A 17,798-nucleotide genomic window follows, 5' to 3' on the forward strand; every position below is an offset into this window, starting at 1 on the left:
TGTTCGACGACACACCATTACATAGCTATGAGCCAGAAGACTGAAGACCGGGAGATGCTGGAGGTAATCGTTCGCCGTAACGAGCGCTCGAATTTTGAGCAGATCGATGTGGGCGGAAAAATAATGACTGTCCTCCACAAGGGCTATGCGGAACGGTATCCGTTCGATATCGAGAAATTCGTTCAAGACATCGAGGCGAGTTGCGAAGGCGGCTTCATCGCTGAGGTCACCCGTTATGGAATAGAGAGGATCCGCGAGTTGGACCTTGGGAGGCAATATTACGACCTGTTGAACAGCTGGCTCCAGCAGTATTCGGATATTTTCAGCTACTCAGCGCGAGTAGAATTGTTCTACGATGTCTGCAAGGAGCTCGGGTTAATTGGAGATTATCCGTTCTGGTTTGATGAACCCGGTGATACTGATGGTGCTGATGGCGTACGCTATATGGAACTGTTCAATGTGCTGATCGAGCAGATCCGTGTACGTTGCCAATCACGAGAGTTCAAGGAGCGTGAGCGTTTGAGGAAGAAGAATGCCGAGCGGAATATGAGGAACGTGCTCGCGATGGAAGAGGCAATGTTCGAGGCGAAAAGTCGCTGGCTGATTCTTTCGCTGACGTTGGCCTACAAGCCGGAATTCCGTGGCGAGATAACACCTGAGACGATCCAGGAGCATCGTGACCGCTTCTTTGCTGCGAGGCGCTGCAACAAGCTGATGTCAGGCGTCAGGAACTATGTCTGGACGATCGAGCAGGGGGAGCAAACGGGATTGCACCTGCACGTGATCCTTTTCTATTCGCCGGACAGCAACCATGACGAGTTCATCGCACGGCAGATCGGTGAATACTGGGTCGACGTAGTGACTGGAGGGAGGGGCGACTACTGGAACAGTAATGACGGGCGGCTGAAACGGAAATATGAAAAGCGTGGCCACGGCATCGGCGTGGGCCAGATCAATAGGGGCGATGGCAAGCGCAAGGCGCTACAGAAGAACCTCACGTATCTCGCCAAGGCTCAGCAGTATGTCATGATCCGCGGAGCGGAGCGCATCCGTACTTTCGACATGGGACGCGTGCCACAAAAGGTGAAATCAGGGCGGCCCCGTGCTGATTCTGGCATGCGACCGTCGGGGATCGACGGTGTTGCGGCAGGCTAGCCTCCCAAAAAGCTCAGCTGGTAAAGCTGGAGCATTTGTGACCTGGACTATCGACCAACGGCGGGACTACTTCGGCTGAGCTTCAGCCGCTGACAAGCAGCGCCTACAGCCGCTCCCAGCCGCCAGAAGCGGTCGTCGATGCCGATACCGAAAGCGGTCAGGGGCGCTCTAGCGAATCTAGGATGCGCTTCGCGTAGGCCACCAGGAAAATCCTCGATAATGGATGCCCTAACAAGAGCAAGGGAGCCAGACATGACCTACGAGATGCGGCTTTCGGAGGCCCGCGCATGAGCCTTGATCGCATCCAGTTGCTTCGGAACGTGGGGCAATTCGACTCGGTGAACGAGGGGGCTCAACTACCGCTCAGTCGCTTGGCGTTGATCTACGCAGAAAACGGCCGCGGAAAGACGACGCTCGCTTCCATCCTGCGATCGGCAGGCACTGGCGACGCTCTGCTTGTCAACGAGCGCCGTCGCCTTGGATCTCAACATCCGCCGCACCTTGTCCTGGCTCCTCGGGCGGGTCCGCAGCTCGTTTTCCAGAACGGCGCATGGTCAACCACGCTGCCCCGTATCGCTGTCTTCGATGATCACTTCGTCGCGCAGAACGTGTGCGCAGGCGTCGAGATTGGACCGTCACACCGACAGAACTTGCATGAGCTGATTCTTGGCGCGCAGGGCGTTGCGTTGAACGCCGCCTTACAAGCCCACGTGGCTCGTATCGAGGAGCACAACCGGGCCTTGCGCGCGCTCAGCGATGCGATCCCGGCGGAAGCGCGTGGCGTCATGACAGTTGACGAATTTTGCGCTTTAGCGGCAGATGCGAACATCGACGGCGCGATCCGGGATGCGGAGCACAACTTGGCAGCAGCACAGTCGGCCGATGCCGTGCGGCAGGCCGAGACGTTTATCGCTTTCAGCTTGCCCGCCTTCGACACCCAAGCCATCAACACGCTTCTCGCCCGCACGCTGCCTGATCTTGAGGCAGCGGCTGCCGCTGCCGTCCAGGCCCATCTGGCCAAGCTCGGTCGTGAAGGAGCGACGTGGGTCGGTGATGGCATGCAGAGCGTTGCCAGCGCTTCTGCCGGGCTGGACCACGAGATCTGTCCGTTCTGTGCTCAAGATTTGGCCGGCTCGCCGCTATTGCGCCACTACCAGGCTTATTTCAGCGCGGCCTACGACGAGTTGAAGCGCGATGTAGCACAGCAGATCGAGGCACTGAACGACACTCATGGCGAGCCTGCGGCTCTCACCTTTGAACGGTCTGTGCGGGAATCGGAGCAGCGTCGCACCTTTTGGAGTGCCTTCCTGCCGGCGCCGGAGATCACAATCGACACCGTCGTACTGACGCGTGCCTGGGGTGAAGCACGAGATGCGGTCGCAGAAGCGCTCGCCGCAAAGCAGGCCGCGCCTCTGGAAGGCAGCTTGCTGCCCGAAGCTGCGCTGGCCGCCATCGCTGCCTATGAGACGGTCAAGGAGGACATCGCCGCGTGTTCGGACGCGCTGCTGGCCTGCAATGCCCAGATCGCACTAGTCAAAGAGCGCGCGGCAACGGCCAACGTGGCAGCACTGGTCACCGATCTGGCGAGACTGAGAAGCACCCGAGCGCGTCACTCAGCGGCAGTACCGCACTGCGACGCATACCTGGCGGAGAAGGGGGCAAAGACCCAAACCGAAGAACTGAGAACTCAGGCGCGCGACGCGCTAAACAACTACCGACAGAACATCTTTCCGGCTTACCAGGGTGTGATCAACGACTACCTTGGTCGCTTCAATGCCGGGTTTCGCCTCGACCAGGTCAACTCAGTCAATACGCGAGGGGGGGCGGCGTGCTCGTACAGCGTGTTAATCAACAACGCAGCGGTGCCCCAGACTGCCGATGCAGGTCCTTCGTTCCGCAACACGCTCAGCGCCGGGGATCGAAACGCGCTTGCGCTTGCGTTCTTCTTCACGTCACTGGAGCAGGACCAGCAGCTCGCGCAGAAAATCGTGGTCATCGATGACCCCGTGACAAGCCTCGATGAGCATCGTTCGTTGACCACCGTGCAGGAGATGCGCCGCCTGCTTCCCCGAGTTGCTCAGGTGATAGTGCTTTCGCACTCGAAGCCCTTTCTATGCAACCTGTGGGAGGGATCGAACGGAGCCGACCGTTCGGCCATCAGGCTTGTTCGCGCAGCTGCGGGCTCGACTTTCGCCCCCTGGGATGTCCGTCAGGACTGCATCACGGAGCATGATCGTCGTCACGAGCTCGTCACCGGCTATCTGCAAGCAGCTGATCCGGCTGTCGAACGCCAAGTAGCTGCTGCCTTGCGCCACATCCTCGAGGCGTTTGCGCGCGTTGCCTACCCCACCACATTTCCGCCTGGTGCGCTGCTTGGGCCGTTCATCGGCATCTGCGAGCAGCGAGTAAACACGCCGGCGCAGATCCTGGGGCAGGCCGACATCGCGGAGCTTCGGGCGCTGCTGGACTATGCCAACCTGTTCCACCACGACAGCAACCCGGCGTGGGCAACGCAGGTCATCAATGACCAGGCGCTTGTCAACTTCGCCCAGCGCACGCTGGCGTTTGCCAGACGGTAGGCGCGCCGTCGGTCGTTGCCCGAAGCCATGGACACAGGCCTAATTCACCGGGTCGCACGGAATCGCCGGCGCTCGGAAACGACAGGGTGCAGGCGCCCCAATTTTCCTTTCACGCTCGGACGGCAAGGCGTATCCGGCCGACGCTGTCGCCTACCCATCCAGCTTCGTGGTGGGCTTGGCCGTTTCGACTGAACAGACCCATGTCACTAATTGGGCGGGACTCGACCGTCGGATCGTCGGCCATCCATAGAAATCGGCGATGAATCCTTCAAAAAAAAATTCTTCGCCGATTTGCGGGGCGAATGAAGGTCGCTTGTTGGCCGGGAACCGACCGCGGCCCGCCACTACCCGGTTGTCTCTTCCCGACCCTGAGCAGTTGCTCGGTATAGAAGGCGCGACTGTCCAATTGTCGGCCATAGCGGCCAGCCGGCGTCTTAGCCCAATTCGCCAGCATGTTTCGGGTGACCACGCCGATTTTGCCGGTAGTACCTTTTAGTTCAGTTGGTTTCCCTAACGGCCCTTCGCACTCGAAATGGCTAGTTGACTTGCCGAATCGATGTAGGCCTCTATACTACTTTCAGATAACATTCGGGTGCGCGCCTCATATCCACCTTCCGCTATCTGTTCAAGAGTTGGTATGTACCCTATATAGTCATTTGCATAGCTCACGATGAGAATGCGATGATCCACGCTTGCATCCGTTATTTTTTTCGCGGTTTCGACCAAACATTCTCCCCCAAGTCCAATGATGATTTTGTTGCCCAATCGTATCGCCTGAATTTCAACCAGCATGGCTTTATCGGAACGAAGCCGTTCTTGCTGTGCACGCTTCAAGTATGGATGTTCAAAAGGGTCCAGCTTTAGTGTTATGCTATTTGCGGCGATTCCATGTTCAGGTAATGGTTCCCGTAAAGCAGCCTCAATCGCTGCCCCGCTCACACGACGGCCGATTCGCTCCATCTCTGCAACAGTGGAATTTGTCCACACCGCGGGGTTCACGTTTCCAGCAGCTCCATTCAAAAACAGGCAAACGCCGCCAATCGACTCTTCAGTCTGCTTGGACGCAACTCCGCACCAATCACCACTTATTAGCAAACTATTCGCGCCCAAAACGACAGGATGGGTGCCGTGTCTAAGAATGGTGGCAATTCGCTTCTCATCTAACGACATGACAGAAATTACGTCAAGTGTGGAATCCACAGGGCCTAGATGGTTCGGATGGCGCTCCACGCCGCGATGGCTATGAAGACGTCTATTTACCCCGATTGAGACAGTAGTCGATGCCACGCTTACTTGAGCTGGTTGTAGCGCCATGTAGGCGATATATGCTGAAGAAGCAATGAGTCTAAAAAGGGATGATAACCAATTCTTATCTACAAGCGGTGCAAAATCATACCAATCTAAAGTATCCGGGCCTGAGTGTGTATGGGTGCATGCGATAAACACATCCGATGTCGGAATACCAGTGAGGCTATTTATGATTGTTCGAATTTGCGAGATGTGTTCGCGGCTAAGCCACAGTAGCTCGACGGATATAATCGCCACGCTACGATCGCAATCCTGAATGACGACACATCGAGCATGGATGTCATCTAGAATGCCTACTGCGACTCTTTGCCCTTTGTGGCCGGCGAGTTGTACTGGCAACGGTGGGGTAATAATAACGTCGGAAGCTCCCGCGCGCATTTATCTCACCTCGAATTTGTTTTCGCGTCGACAGTACGTCGAGTCGAGGCCGACCATGCGGCCGATATATTCCCTTCCTCCATCCTGCATAATTCACAATGTGACATGCTGCCGCGACCATGGGCCATAAGGTTCTCCCGCCATTTCCGCGCTTTGGTGACTATCAACCATACCTCCTCCGAGATAACGTTTCCCAATATCCCGGTGGGGTCGTGCGCAAGGAGACATATTGAAGCATCCCCATTGGGCGCTATACAAAGTGCGTTGCCGGCCCAAAAACAGGATCCCTTAGGCAATACCGACGGTAGCTTGGTCCGAGGCCATTCGGTTATGATGGCGGACCCCTTTGGATCCAGCGGCGCGTCCTTAAACAGGCGGCGCTCTCCACCAGGGATGATTGGGAACTTTTGTTGCCATTCGTCGACGATAGTGCTGAGTTCCAAAAAATCAGCATCATAACTATCGTTGTTTACCCGCAAATCTAATTGATGTAAAACGACTTTCGGATATCCCCTCGTTCCTCGTGCCCTGAGAATGGCATGTGCCCCCCGAATTGCGCGACGGTAAGTGCCGGGTCCACGCTGAGCATCGTGACTAGCTTCATTTCCACCATCTATTGAGATACAAATAGTAACGTTCGGGCCGCAAGCCTCGACAATCGCCGTGGAATTTTTCGTCGTTAACGCTGTTGCATTGGTATGAAATTCTACGGGAAAATGATTGTAATGCTGTTTAAGAAACCCTAGCATTGCGGGGAAATTGCGGTTGAGTGTGGGCTCTCCCCTCCAGTTCAATGTCATTTGATGGATCGATATTCGACTCTCCGCGCAAACTCGCTCAACGATATCAACGAATGTGGTGATGGAAAGATCCTCTTGGCTGTGGGCATTCTTCGTATAGCAAAGATTGCATGCCAGATTACAGCGCCTTGTCGGATCTATCCAGATCCATATCGGAAGTGGGCCGTTCGTTGATGGGTCCATGGGCGGTCCTCGGAGATTTATTAATACTCAAGAGACGCTCTAGCTTTCAGAACTAGTCTGTCTAGAGTGGTCATTTCATTAGCCCCTATTTTTACTCTAAACCCTACTATGTTGCTTATTTCTCGCGCGAGAGAGGTCATGAAGTCGCGCCTTAAAAAACCGCTTTCACAACGGAAATTACTAATGAGGCCGGCTTCCGACCAATAATGGATTTTTCTTTCAATGGGATAAAGTACGCCGCCGAAAAAAAAAGTCGATAGACTATTTCTCAGCCACCACACATGCTTTTCTGTGTCGTAGATAAATCTTTCGCTAAGCCTGGAAGGAAGTTTTGGGGTATAGAGGTTTGTTTTTCGCCTCCATTCAATATCCACGCTGACATCCTCAAAATCACGGTGAACGAATCGACCAGATGGTGTCCCATCCAAATTAAATTCCATCAAGAGATTCTGTCCGTGGGGTTCAACGACAATACCAGACCTAATCGCAAGACTTGCCCACTGCTGAGAAAAAACTGAAACAAGATGCGTCCTTAAATACTCCCTTGGATCTGTTTTCGCCCTCAGTATTAAGTTGAAGAGAATTGAAGGGGTATTTTTTTTTGGCTCCGCATGAAGTGAAAAAAGTGGGACGGTCACCTTATTCCGAAAATTAGGGGACGGCGTATTGTCTCGCAGGATCATTCCTCCCCGACTGATCTTGAGTGGTGATATCCCGAAGCGTTCTCCAAAATATGCAAATGAGGAAGGCAAGTCGGATGCCCCATCGAGTAGATCCGTAAGTTTTACGCATTTCTCAACACGTCTATTACGTATAGTTCTATCTACACCGCATATTTTTGTGGCAACGCTTAACTTGACCAGCGCCGCTGCGCCCGGGTTATTGAGCGGCCAAGCAATTACCGTGCGACAACTGGAGGTAGGTGTTGCAAGGTAACTCTCGAAACGAGCACCTTTGATCTCATTCAAGAGCGGACGATAGTGCTTAAAGGACAGGGGGTGAATGAGCAGCCGATACTGTGATCCTGAGGCACGTTCTCGTTTCCACTGACGAAATGACTTCTCTCCAGATTGCCAAGCTTCAATATGTCGCTCGTCGACCCAAATAGCATGGACTGGAAAGATGGAGCGGCCTTCTGGCATGTACTGCATAAGGCCGTCATAGGAGTCGGGCAGAATCAGGCGGTTATCTCGTGCCCTATCCAATAAGTATTGTTCAAACCGGATGGTTTCGGTTACCCATGTGGGGTAATCAATCCTTCCCTTACCCATATCTTGTTACCATATTTAAAGCTCACTTGTGGAAAGCTGTGGCTTCATCTCCACAGATTCACTGACCATAGTGTAAGAATGGATGATTGCTATCACCCAAAAGTATTAACCCATTAGGGTTAGCTCACTAACATCCGCCCGCACAGGGTCAAAATTCGACTTGCTTCTCAGGAAGTTCGATCTATATTCGATCTGTGATTTTTTATTGAAAATTTAGACGCAGGTGCAACTTATGGTAATGCAGTTTGAATGAGGAGATAGTATGTCTAATATTGATCTGCCATCACCCACAGTTGACTTGATATTTCTGGCAAAAAAGGAGCGAGCAAAGAATAAGGGTGACTTTCTCAATCGAACGGATGAGTTCATCGAGCAGGCTGAGAAACGCTATCGCCGTTACCTGGCGCTAGTGAAGAAGCATGGGGGGAGCTTGGCTCCGACCCGGGATATTGACGCGATGTGGCATTTGCACATGTTGAGGCCGGGTGCCTACGAACAGGATTGCCGGTCGTACTTCGGCCGGATGCTTGATCACCAACCTTGCGGCGATGACGAAGCTTCGCGGACGGAAAACTGGAATGCGTTTGACAGGGCGGCACGGCTGTGGGAGCAAGAATACGGGGCGCCTTACTATTTGGGTGGTGATTATGATTCAGCCGCCGCACGAGCAAGTTGCCTGTGTTCCGGGGCAAGCTGCTGGGATAGGCCGGAGCCAGGCTGACGTGCAGGAGCATATCGAGGTGGTGGGGCTCAATGGGTTCGAGTCGGCGTATCCGTATTTGCTTTCGGGGGCATGTGGAAACGGGTCACCACGTGGTACTTGCCGCCGTGCGCCTGGCCAGTGTGGCCAAAGGCGCCGCGCAAGGCCTGCACTGAGGTAGGCCGCGTCCCTGCAAGGCCGTACTGGCGTCGGATGGCAGAGACCAGTGGAATTCCAGGCTCAAGCTGTCTCCTGCTGTCGTTGGCGGCTGCGCTACAGCAGCTCAAAGCCTTGCCCTGCCAGCGCTTCACGCAGGCGGTCGCAACCTTTCAGACTGGCCGGGCCGCGCAGGCGTGCCACGGAATGGGCGCTCCGTGCGTCCTGTGGCAGCTGCTGCAAGCCACTGAATGCCTTTATGATCTCGTCGTAGGCGGCGACCACGTCGCGCGTCTGCGTCGGCGCGTTGCTCGCGGTACAGCACGTCGCGCTGCGACAGCCGCGGCTTGACGGTCGCAGGGCCAAATTGGGAACGCCGATGCAAAGGCCGAATACGGGAAATACGCCGGCGCCAGTATTCAGCTTGCGCGCCACTGCCTCGGACTGGTTTCGCAGCGCGCCGATATATACCGTGCCCAGACCGAGCAACTCGGCCGTTGTCACCACATTCTGCGCGGCCAGCGCGGCATCGAAGAGTACATCTCGCTGGGCATCGACACCTTCATTCTGTCCGGCTATCCCAACCTGGAGGAAGCGCTGCTGGTGGGGCAGGAAGTGTTTCCGCTTGTGGGCCACGCATGAGGCAGGGCGGCGCAAAGGCCGCGTCGGCATTAATCACGAAGCGAAAGGAAATAAGGCAAATGGAATATCGCAGACTGGGACGCGCCGGGCTGAAGGTGAGCGCGTTGTCGCTCGGCGCATGGGTGACCTACGGCGGCCAGGTTGGCGTGGCCGAAGCAGTGGAGATCCTCGCGGTCGCGCGAGATCATGGCATCAATTTTCTCGACAATGCGGAGAGCTATGCGCAAGGCAAGGCGGAAAACGTGATGGGGGAAGCGCTGCGCGAGCTGCGCTGGGCGCGCGAGAACTTCGTCGTCACCACCAAGTTCTTTGCTGGCCTTAACGACGGGCCTAACCAACGCCGCACACTTAACCGCAAATACCTGCTGGGTGCGATTGACGGCTCGTTGGCCCGGCTTGGCTTGGACTACGTCGACGTAGTTTATGCGCACCGGCCGGACCCGGACACTCCGATCGAGGAGACCGTCTGGGCCTTCCACGACATCATTGCGCGTGGCAAGGCGCTTTACTGGGGGACGTCCGAGTGGGACGCCGACGCGATCCGAGCGGCCTGGGATTTTGCCGATCGTGCGCACCTGCACAAGCCTGTCACCGAGCAGCCACAGTACAACCTGCTGGCGCGCCGGCGTGTCGAACAGGAGTACGCGCGGCTGTACCCGGATATCGGCCTGGGGCTGACCACCTGGAGCCCGCTGGCAGGGGGCGTGCTGAGCGGCAAGTACGCGGACGGCATTGCGCCAGACAGCCGTGCCGCGCTGAACAGCAACGAACGCCTGCTTGAGCGCATCGCCAGTGCCGGCATACGGGCGGCCGTGGAGCAGCTGGCGGACATCGCGCGCACGCTGGATGCCACGCCGGCCCAGCTGGCGCTGTCCTGGGCGCTGCGCAATCCACACGTTTCCACCGTCATTACCGGCGCTTCGCGGGTAGAGCAACTGCGTGCCAACCTTGGCGCACTTGCCCTAGTGCCGCAGCTGGATAACGAGATCGCACAGCGCCTGGAAGGGCTGTTCGCCGGGTTGGAAGCATGAAGTCACGCCCTCTGGGCAGACTCGCGAAATGCGGACGAAAGCACTGGAAGGCCGAGAGGCCGACTAACCCTGTCTCCTGACAGGCACTGAGCGCTCGCCTGGCAGCGCCCACCCTATTGCTGGCCGGAGACCCAGCGTGAACGATTCGCCCATGTTCATGGTTTGCTCGGCCTCTGTGATGCGACACAGCAGCTCTACCTTAGTCTGCCACCACTGCACGAGGATTGGCGAAGGCGAAGCGAACAACGATTGGCACGCCGAAAATCACTTCGTGAGGCGGAGTAAATCTGCCTAGATCCAGATCATCCCGGATGCCTCCGACACCCGAGGAATCTGCGGAAACCCTTCGGCGAGGCCCACGAAATCCCTTCGTTCCACGGCAAAGCGGTCATTGCGCAACGTCGTGGAGAGGGGAGCGCCGATGATGGCGGCGGACGACGAATGACTGGTCGCAGGACGTAGCCGCCTTCTGAACTTCGGAACAACGATCGATGTGAATGGCGCCTTGTGGTGGAACTCGGCCCGTCAGCACCTTGCGTGCTTCCCCGGAAATCGGTGAAGAGCCCAAAAAAAGACAGGCAGACGTCGGCCAGAGTGGGCGCTTGCCCACTCTGCGCTTTATGCCGCTGTGGCTTACATCGACTGGAGGCCGTGATTTTGCATGAACTGCTGGAGGTCTTCGTTGCGCTGAGCGACGGCGTGGTAGACGCAAACGTTATCGCTGCACTTACGGTCAACAGCCGCCTCCCACTTTTTTTGGTTATCCCGCAGGTTCTTCTTTTCGCTCTCGGTCACGTTGTTTGAGTTGAGAGTGCGTTCGTAGTTCTTCTTCAGTCGCATCATGCCGCCGCTGGCGCCGTACTGATAGCACTGCATCTGTTCGCTTTGCGAACGCTTCATGTTGCAGATGTCAACGTAGGCGCTGGCTTGAGTAGCGGCTGCTGCGAGGATAAGGGTTGCGATGATCTTTTTCATGGTGATTATCCTTGGAGGAGGAGGGGGGTTAATTCATGCGCATGTCGGGGACCCCGTATTTCGACGTCTGTTCGTAGGTGTAGTCTTTGAAGCGCTGGACGATCCGGATATAACAGTTGTTCTCCGGATAGCCCATGCTGTCCTTGCGGCATTGGGCTTGGGCATCAAACGGGATAGCCTGGCGCTTCTTTTCCACGTTGCGCTTCACCGTGGCAGGAACTTTCTTCGATTCCGTCACGGCAAAGGTGTATTCGTCAGCCTCGGCGAGGTAACCGCCGATCAGGTTCGACCAGCAGTCTTCTTGCTTGGCCTTGGTGGGCATGGTGTCGCAGGTGGAGACTGCGAATGCGGCGGTGGACGATAGGGCGAGAGCGACGGCGATGATGGTTTTGCGCATGAGAGTTCTCCTTGAAAAAGGCGTAATTGAGAGCGGTTTAAACCCTTCTCTATAGGGTTGCGAAATGGCTGTTCGGGTTGTGGAAATCAACGGATCTTCTGATTGCCGGTGTTGCTGATGGCCATCTGCCGATCCACGTGCGGCAGCATGAGCAGGATGTGGAGGCCCTCGTCAGCGTCGTTAACCGTCGATCGCCTTGCCGGTCGGGTTGGGATTGCTGGCGGCTGCCGACGTACGACCATCGCCATCGGCACATGCCGACAGGGCGGCAATGGCGGTACTACCAATCAGGACGCGCAGGGTGCTTCTGCATCTGTTTGAAATCATTGAGTTTTTCCTCGTTGGTAAAGTAAAGATGAGGGGCGGCTACCCCCTGTTAGGCTGGAAGGCAACTCCTGTTAACGACTTTTAAGGTTGAAATTCAACCTAAAAAACACTTCATGTCAAGAAGGTGATCCTCAACCATCCGGGTGGACTAGGAGAGGGCATGCGCAAGACAGACATGGACGAGCTGGCCGGCGTGGTGGGGCGAGCGATTGCGAGACAGCGCATCGCCGCCAACCTGACGCAGGAGCAAGTCGCGGAACGACTGGGGATTGGCAATGAGGCGGTTTCCCGTATCGAGCGGGGTGTGGTGATGCCGACGATCGGGCGACTTGCCGAGTTGGCCGACATCTTTCAGTGCGAGACATCGGACCTGTTGACGGAGGCCAGCAACAGGTCCGCCGATCAAGCCAACCACCTCGCCCGGCTGCTCGCGAAAGTCGGCGGCCACGATCGGGCCATGATCGTGGAGATGGTCGAGAAGCTGGCTGTTCGGCTGGCCCGCCGGTGATCCGTGCATCGCTTCAACGGCGCGTCAGTATTCGTCCGGGAGCAGCAGGGTCGTGGCCGAGCGGTCAGCCTCGGTGATCACCCAGACTTTTCTGCCAGTCTCTAACGTGTAACTGGACAGCAGGCGCATGCCCGCGACCAGCGCGATTTCGTTCTGTTGCCGGTCATCGTCGTCGAGTTCGCCCCAGTCACCGCCCAGGTGCCGGACGATCAGGGCGATCGGATGCGATTTCGCTGCCCGCAATGCGGCTAGCGCGCCCGGTGTCGCAACCAGGCGGCCAAGTCGGAATCTGGGGCTGTCCGTTCCTGAGGTACACGAGTTAGTCATGAAGCGTTTCTCCAATAGTGGACACGCCCAACTCATGCGAGTCATGGGCGAGAAAGAAAGAGTCTGGAAGGGGGGCGTTGGCGGCAGGAGTGCCGTTGCCGGGAACGCGTTGGAGTCAGTCAGGCGGACTTGGGCATTACCGCGCGAATGTCACGTCATCAACTGCCGACGCAGCGCTGACGCCTTCGCCTGGGAGCAGCCAAGATGGCGCCGGATCTCCGCCACGGTGGGACGAAGTTGGCCCGCGGCGATGGCTCGATGCAACCGATCCAATTCCGGCTCGGGTTCGGCATGACTTGGGGACGGGGAGGACGTTACCGGCGCCGTGTCGGTGTCGTGATCGAAGACTGCACCGGTCAGAGACAGCTCGGCCGCCGTGGGCACTGTCTGACTGTCCGTAATCGACTCAGTCACAGGCGGTACGCGAGCGGCAAGTGCCAGGAACCAGCCATAGCAGGCGACGCCTTCGAGCGCGGACGCGAGTACCAGCGCTCGCAGGAATTCGACGCCATCCGGTGTGATCCCAAGCCAGGCCGCCAGCGCCGTCATGACTGGGTCGTGGCGGACCGCCTCACGACGGGCAGTCTCGCGACGTGCCGTCTCTTCCCGCCAATCCTCGGCGACTTGCCGGCGTCTGGCCTCCTCGACCTCGGCTGTGAGCGCTTCTTGCGTCGCCGCCAAGCTGGCCAGCCTGATCTTGGTTACCGTGCAGTCACCGGTGCAACGTCTGGCTTCGGCTGCAGCCAACGCCGTGACGACCTTTGCGCGATCGGCGGTAATTGCCGACAAGGGACGGCTTGGCGCGACGGCCGACTGCGGCACTGCGTTGGTAGCGGCCGACGCCATCGCCGCCGCTCGCGCTTCCCCCGCGTGTTGCTGTGACCAGAGGAAGAAGGTCGCGTGACCGTAACCCGCTGCCGCCATGCAGGCCGCCCAGCCCGCCCACCCGGCGCACGGCCGGGCGGGAGCCTTGACCCAAGGCGGGCAAGATGTGAGCGCTCAGGACGAGCACCACGCCGATGGCCATCCAGCTAAGCGCTCCACCAGCCAGCCGCCGCGCTGCCACCCCGCCAGCGTCGACAGGCACAGGGCCGTGCCGGTAGCCGCCAGCGCCAGCCCAAGCGCGCCCCGAGACGGGACGTGCACCGGCTTTCCCGCCTTGGTGGCGGTCACGGCACTGCCTCCGCAATGACCCCGGCCTTCCGCTCGAGCTTGTCGCGCAGACTCGGCACAGTTGTCGCCACCTCGCCGTTGGGACGGCCGGTTTCAGTCTTTTCTGGAAAGAACTCCTCAACCACCGCCGCGCTTTCCTCGTCGCTGTCCTCGAATGCACCGTTGCCGAACCCGAGCCGCGCGGCTTCGTCCAGTGCCGCCTGGTTGAAGCCGGCCGCTTTGCGCCGCGTGTCGAGTTCCCTCGCTTCGCCGATTGCCGCTTCCAGCGTACTGCCAGTGCGCACCCCCAGATCCACGTAGTAGATCGCCGTCCGATAGCTCTTCGTGGTGGACTTGCCCCGCAATTTCAACTCGAGCGGCAGGCAGGCCAACAGCCCGCCCGACACCGCCCCGAAGTAATGCAGGCGAGCGGCCAGCGTACGGATCGAGTTATAGGACGTGGTCCTGAAGATGAACGAATCCAGCTCGTCGTCCCCGCCGATCGCCACATTCAGCCGCCCGTAGGGCTTACAGCCAGCCGCCCTGCCAAAGCCGCAGCCGTCCGGCGACGGGCACGGCAAAGCGGCGACCCCTTCAGCGGTGGCCCGCTTACAGGTCTCGCCATTGCCCACACAGACCGGGCGCCCGGTCTCGCGGTCGAACAGGCTGTATTCGGCGCGCAGGTTCAGCGCCGGGTCATTGAACAGCACGCGCACCGGGATCGCGCGCAGCTTGATGTTGCCAGCCTTGCGCAGCGCCTCATCGAGCGGGTGCAAAACCCATCCGTCGCGGTTCTGCACCTGACTGGTCAGCGTGAACTGATCGTCCTTCTCCGGTAGGCGCTTGCCGTTCTTCTCGACCACGCGGCCAATGGAAATGCGCCCGATGACGGGCGGGGTAATGGCTAGTCCTTTGAGCATTGTGTGACTCCACGAATTAGGGGTGAATGAGGAAGCGGCGGGTTCCGGCTTTGGGGATGACGTACTGCTGCGCAAGATCCGGGTGTTCGGCTTGCAAGCGTTGCAGGTCGGTCGTGGTGCTGTCCTTGCTGCGCTTGAAGCTGACTTCGCCGGTCTCGAACAGCGCTCGCGAGGCGTCGCCCATCGCATGCTGGAGGGTCTGCTTGAGCTTGGCTGCTACCTGCTCCCTTGCGCCGATATCGGCCCGAATGGCAACCAGATCGGCGAACGCCGCTGACAACTGGCGGTCCTCCGAGAAATCCAACGTCTCGCCACTATCCTTCGGGTACAGACATCGCAGCGCGCGATCGGCTGACTCCGAACCGTCTCCGGGTGGAGGGGTGTCAGTCTCGACGTAGCGCCAGAACTGAGCTTCCAGCGGGATCAGCCGGGCGATTAGGTCGTCGTCCCGCTCAATCCGATGGACCTCCAACTTCTGACCACACAGCAACACGGCCACATCTGCCACCAGTTTGCCGGTGACCGCCAGCTGGTGCTGCACCTGCAACTGGACGTATTCCGGTACGCCGTCCTGCCAATGTCGGGCGCCGAATTCGCCTGCGGTCTTGCACTCCAGAATCTGCACATCGGGGGCGCCGACAACTTCCCGATCCAGATTGGCGAGCATGAAGGGGATTGTGGGGTGTTGGAGGACGGCATTGACCTTGCGTACGCGGTGGCCTGTCTGCCGGGTGTACGCCGCTGCCACGATGGGCTCCAGCAACGTGCCCCAGTAGACGGGATCCGTCGTGTCGTTCGGGTCGGGCTTCGGCAGATCGGTATCCCGGCCGGTCTTCTCTAACCACAGTTCGAGCTGGCTCTTATAGGGGTTGAGGCCAACCGCGGCGGCGGCATCCGACCCGCCCATGCCGGTTCTGCGTACCGCCAGCCAGTCGGAGCGGGATAATTCCGTTGTCTTGATCAGCTTGAGGGCAGGACGGCGGGATCTGGCCTGCACGGGTTCGAGGGCACTCATGCAACCTCCAAAAAATGATGCGGCCCGGTGAGCGAACTCGACCGGGCCGACAGGTAGGGAAGAAAGGGGGAGGGCTACACCACGAGCTTGAGCGCCTCATCCCACGCCTTCTGCTTGAGCGTTGCGCCTGCGCCAAACCACGCTGCATCCCGCCGGTGGTCGTTGCTGCGGGCGCGACGGTGGTGATCGGTGAACTCGGTGACCGCATTGAGCAAGCCCCAGGCTGTTCCCGACGCGGAAGGCAACTGCGCGCCCTTACCCTGCCCGGCATATAGCTGCGCTACCGCCTTGATGGCGCGCTCGTTGACGGCGAGAGTGTCGCGATCGTTGGTAGCAGCCACCGGATAAGTCAGCACGCGCCGGAAAAATGCATCGGCGGCCGACTCGGTGACCTTGCGCGCCGCCAGAGCCTTGGTGCGGATCATGAAGGCGTCCCAGGACGAGATGGCGATACCGAGCTGTCGCTTGACGGCCTGGGCATCGAACTGGCTGCGATGCGGCACCTTGACTGAGCCTGTGCCATCCCCCAAGGCAATCTGCAGCGTGTTATTGCAAACGACGCGCACGGACGTGAACTGCGCGGTGGTGGCCAAGGTCCCATCGCAGGCGGTGGCGAGCAGCAGGTAGCCGTCGACCTTGTCTTTGCCCTTGAGCGTGCCGGTCTGGCCCGTCTTGGCGAGCGCCCAGAATTTCCGACCCGCTTTGAGCACGCCAGCCGTTTCCAGTTCGAAGCCGCCAACTTCCGTGAGATCTCGATAAAACTCCAGGATCTCCGATGGCTGGACGACTTGGTAGCGGCTGGAGACGACCGAAAGCGGCGCCTTGGTATCGGATCGGTACAGCACCTTCTGGTCGGGGAAGGCATGAATGGCGCCGATGCCGGCAGTGCCGGTGACAAAGCGGACTTCGGAGGACTCGATGCGCCAGTTCATGCCGGCGCGCTCGGCCCAAATTTCGAGAGGTTGGTTGGGGGTGAGCTGGTTGCCAAGGCCGTGCCACGGTTGCTGACCGACGTAGGCCATCGATTGAACGAGGTGCATGGAATGCTCCTTTTGGAAAGACGAGTGCATATAGGCCGGCGAGAGCCGGGCTGATGATGGAGTGAGGGGGCGGTATGGAAGGAGGCGCCGAGGATGAGTCCGCAGCCGGGTCAGCCGCGAGACAGCGAAAACGGCTCGTCGTCCTCGTTCGGATCGAATGGACGGGTTCCGTGCGTACCCGAATCGGATCCGTCAAAGGACGGTTGCCTGCGGACATGAGACCAGGCCGACGATTGCCCGAACGTGTGCTTGCAGTCCAGGCAGCGGTAGTTGTGCAGGACCTTGTCGTCGATCAGCTCGCCCAAGGTAGCACCGGCCGAGCAGCCGGCCGTTCCGCCCAGGACGCCGCCGAGGATGGCCCCGGCGACCGCGCCCAGGGCGGCGCCGGGAGGGCCGGCGATGAGTCCGATTCGGCCGCCGAGCGTGCCGCCGATGCGTGCGCCGTTCATGGCAGCGGCAAAACCGCTGGCGGCGCCCGCGATGGCGCCGAGGGTGCCGCCAACTTTGCGCGCGTGGTTACGGGTCACCACCTGTGGTGACTGGCAATGTGGGCAGATTGCCATCATGCCGCCTGCTCCTTCGGGTGAGCGCCACGGTTGCTGCAGCGTAGGTGGGCCCAGAGCGCGCCGATTAGGAAGACAATGGCGAATGCGAGCAAGTATTCGAGGGGGGAATTATTGAGTGTCATGATTTCTCCATGAACGGTCAGAGTCCGGACCGTGGCGGTCCAATGCAGTGGATTTCCACCGCGCATCCATGGAGGTAATATTTGGTTGAAAATTTTTTCGTTCTATTTCTTGGTCAGCTTAGCGCCGCCCCTAGAAGGGGCACCAACCACATTCAGCTGCTTCACATGGTGTGAACAGCGCGGACGGCCACCTCCCAACTTGCCCCCTCGAGATGTGGGAATAACAGCGGACGATCAAGACTAGTG

At 58.7% G+C, this 17,798-nt stretch carries 17 protein-coding genes; 5 read left to right on the forward strand and 12 right to left on the reverse strand.

Annotation, left to right across the window (positions count from 1 at the left end; genetic code table 11):
• Nucleotides 1-27: 27 nt before the first annotated feature.
• On the forward strand, nucleotides 28-1,155 hold the full coding sequence (locus tag J8I34_RS11080; protein WP_209806033.1) for a YagK/YfjJ domain-containing protein: 1,128 nt from the start codon (nucleotides 28-30) through the stop codon (nucleotides 1,153-1,155).
• 287 nt (nucleotides 1,156-1,442) lie between these two features.
• Nucleotides 1,443-3,734, forward strand: coding sequence for an AAA family ATPase (locus J8I34_RS11085; RefSeq protein ID WP_209806034.1), 2,292 nt, complete (start codon nucleotides 1,443-1,445; stop codon nucleotides 3,732-3,734).
• A gap of 510 nt (nucleotides 3,735-4,244) precedes the next feature.
• Here J8I34_RS11085 and J8I34_RS11090 read toward each other — a convergent pair.
• Genes J8I34_RS11090 through J8I34_RS11100 form a run of 3 tightly spaced genes read right to left on the reverse strand, consistent with a single transcriptional unit; the run spans nucleotide 4,245 to nucleotide 7,674 of the window.
• Nucleotides 4,245-5,420 (reverse strand): neutral/alkaline non-lysosomal ceramidase N-terminal domain-containing protein, encoded by a 1,176-nt coding sequence (locus tag J8I34_RS11090; RefSeq protein ID WP_209806035.1) that lies wholly within the window; start codon nucleotides 5,418-5,420, stop codon nucleotides 4,245-4,247.
• 5 nt (nucleotides 5,421-5,425) lie between these two features.
• Nucleotides 5,426-6,403 carry a radical SAM protein gene (locus tag J8I34_RS35485; RefSeq protein WP_209806036.1) on the reverse strand — a complete coding sequence of 326 codons (978 nt, stop codon included), beginning with the start codon at nucleotides 6,401-6,403 and terminating at the stop codon, nucleotides 5,426-5,428.
• A gap of 20 nt (nucleotides 6,404-6,423) precedes the next feature.
• Nucleotides 6,424-7,674, reverse strand: a complete 1,251-nt coding sequence (locus tag J8I34_RS11100) for an IucA/IucC family protein (RefSeq protein ID WP_209806037.1) — start codon at nucleotides 7,672-7,674, stop codon at nucleotides 6,424-6,426.
• Nucleotides 7,675-7,936: 262 nt separating this feature from the next.
• On the opposite strand from J8I34_RS11100, the gene J8I34_RS11105 reads away from it, so the two are divergent.
• Nucleotides 7,937-8,395 carry a glycine-rich domain-containing protein gene (locus J8I34_RS11105; RefSeq protein ID WP_209806038.1) on the forward strand — a complete coding sequence of 153 codons (459 nt, stop codon included), beginning with the start codon at nucleotides 7,937-7,939 and terminating at the stop codon, nucleotides 8,393-8,395.
• 252 nt (nucleotides 8,396-8,647) lie between these two features.
• Here J8I34_RS11105 and J8I34_RS11110 read toward each other — a convergent pair whose 3' ends face one another.
• The gene (locus J8I34_RS11110) at nucleotides 8,648-9,037 is read right to left on the reverse strand and encodes a nitroreductase family protein (protein WP_371748067.1); all 390 of its coding nucleotides are present in this window, start codon (nucleotides 9,035-9,037) and stop codon (nucleotides 8,648-8,650) included.
• 194 nt (nucleotides 9,038-9,231) lie between these two features.
• Between J8I34_RS11110 and J8I34_RS11115 the strand changes: the two genes are divergently transcribed.
• Nucleotides 9,232-10,203, forward strand: a complete 972-nt coding sequence (locus J8I34_RS11115) for an aldo/keto reductase (protein WP_209806103.1) — start codon at nucleotides 9,232-9,234, stop codon at nucleotides 10,201-10,203.
• Nucleotides 10,204-10,836: 633 nt separating this feature from the next.
• Here the strand turns inward: J8I34_RS11115 and J8I34_RS11120 are convergent.
• Both J8I34_RS11120 and J8I34_RS11125 read right to left on the reverse strand, forming a co-directional pair.
• Nucleotides 10,837-11,178, reverse strand: coding sequence for a lysozyme inhibitor LprI family protein (locus J8I34_RS11120; RefSeq protein ID WP_209806040.1), 342 nt, complete (start codon nucleotides 11,176-11,178; stop codon nucleotides 10,837-10,839).
• A gap of 28 nt (nucleotides 11,179-11,206) precedes the next feature.
• Complete coding sequence (locus J8I34_RS11125; protein ID WP_209806041.1) at nucleotides 11,207-11,575, reverse strand: hypothetical protein; 369 nt, start codon at nucleotides 11,573-11,575, stop codon at nucleotides 11,207-11,209.
• Between the two features lie 487 nt (nucleotides 11,576-12,062).
• Here J8I34_RS11125 and J8I34_RS11130 point away from each other — a divergent pair, with 487 nt between their 5' ends.
• Nucleotides 12,063-12,410, forward strand: a complete 348-nt coding sequence (locus tag J8I34_RS11130) for a helix-turn-helix domain-containing protein (RefSeq protein ID WP_209806042.1) — start codon at nucleotides 12,063-12,065, stop codon at nucleotides 12,408-12,410.
• 24 nt (nucleotides 12,411-12,434) lie between these two features.
• Here the strand turns inward: J8I34_RS11130 and J8I34_RS11135 are convergent, their stop codons facing one another.
• The 6 genes from J8I34_RS11135 to J8I34_RS11160 form a co-directional block, all read right to left on the reverse strand.
• A complete protein-coding gene (locus J8I34_RS11135) occupies nucleotides 12,435-12,737 on the reverse strand; it encodes a hypothetical protein (protein ID WP_209806043.1) in 303 nt (100 codons plus the stop codon).
• Nucleotides 12,738-12,887: 150 nt separating this feature from the next.
• Nucleotides 12,888-13,661, reverse strand: coding sequence for a hypothetical protein (locus tag J8I34_RS11140; RefSeq protein WP_371748065.1), 774 nt, complete (start codon nucleotides 13,659-13,661; stop codon nucleotides 12,888-12,890).
• Between the two features lie 245 nt (nucleotides 13,662-13,906).
• Nucleotides 13,907-14,809, reverse strand: a complete 903-nt coding sequence (locus J8I34_RS11145) for a recombination directionality factor (RefSeq protein ID WP_209806044.1) — start codon at nucleotides 14,807-14,809, stop codon at nucleotides 13,907-13,909.
• 16 nt (nucleotides 14,810-14,825) lie between these two features.
• Nucleotides 14,826-15,824: a YqaJ viral recombinase family nuclease gene (locus J8I34_RS11150; protein ID WP_209806045.1), complete on the reverse strand. Its 999-nt coding sequence runs from the start codon at nucleotides 15,822-15,824 to the stop codon at nucleotides 14,826-14,828.
• Between the two features lie 74 nt (nucleotides 15,825-15,898).
• Complete coding sequence (locus J8I34_RS11155; RefSeq protein ID WP_209806046.1) at nucleotides 15,899-16,864, reverse strand: DUF932 domain-containing protein; 966 nt, start codon at nucleotides 16,862-16,864, stop codon at nucleotides 15,899-15,901.
• A gap of 110 nt (nucleotides 16,865-16,974) precedes the next feature.
• Nucleotides 16,975-17,430 carry a hypothetical protein gene (locus J8I34_RS11160; protein ID WP_209806047.1) on the reverse strand — a complete coding sequence of 152 codons (456 nt, stop codon included), beginning with the start codon at nucleotides 17,428-17,430 and terminating at the stop codon, nucleotides 16,975-16,977.
• Nucleotides 17,431-17,798: the final 368 nt, after the last annotated feature.

The organism is Cupriavidus phytohabitans (genome assembly GCF_017815025.1).
Lineage (GTDB): Bacteria > Pseudomonadota > Gammaproteobacteria > Burkholderiales > Burkholderiaceae > Cupriavidus.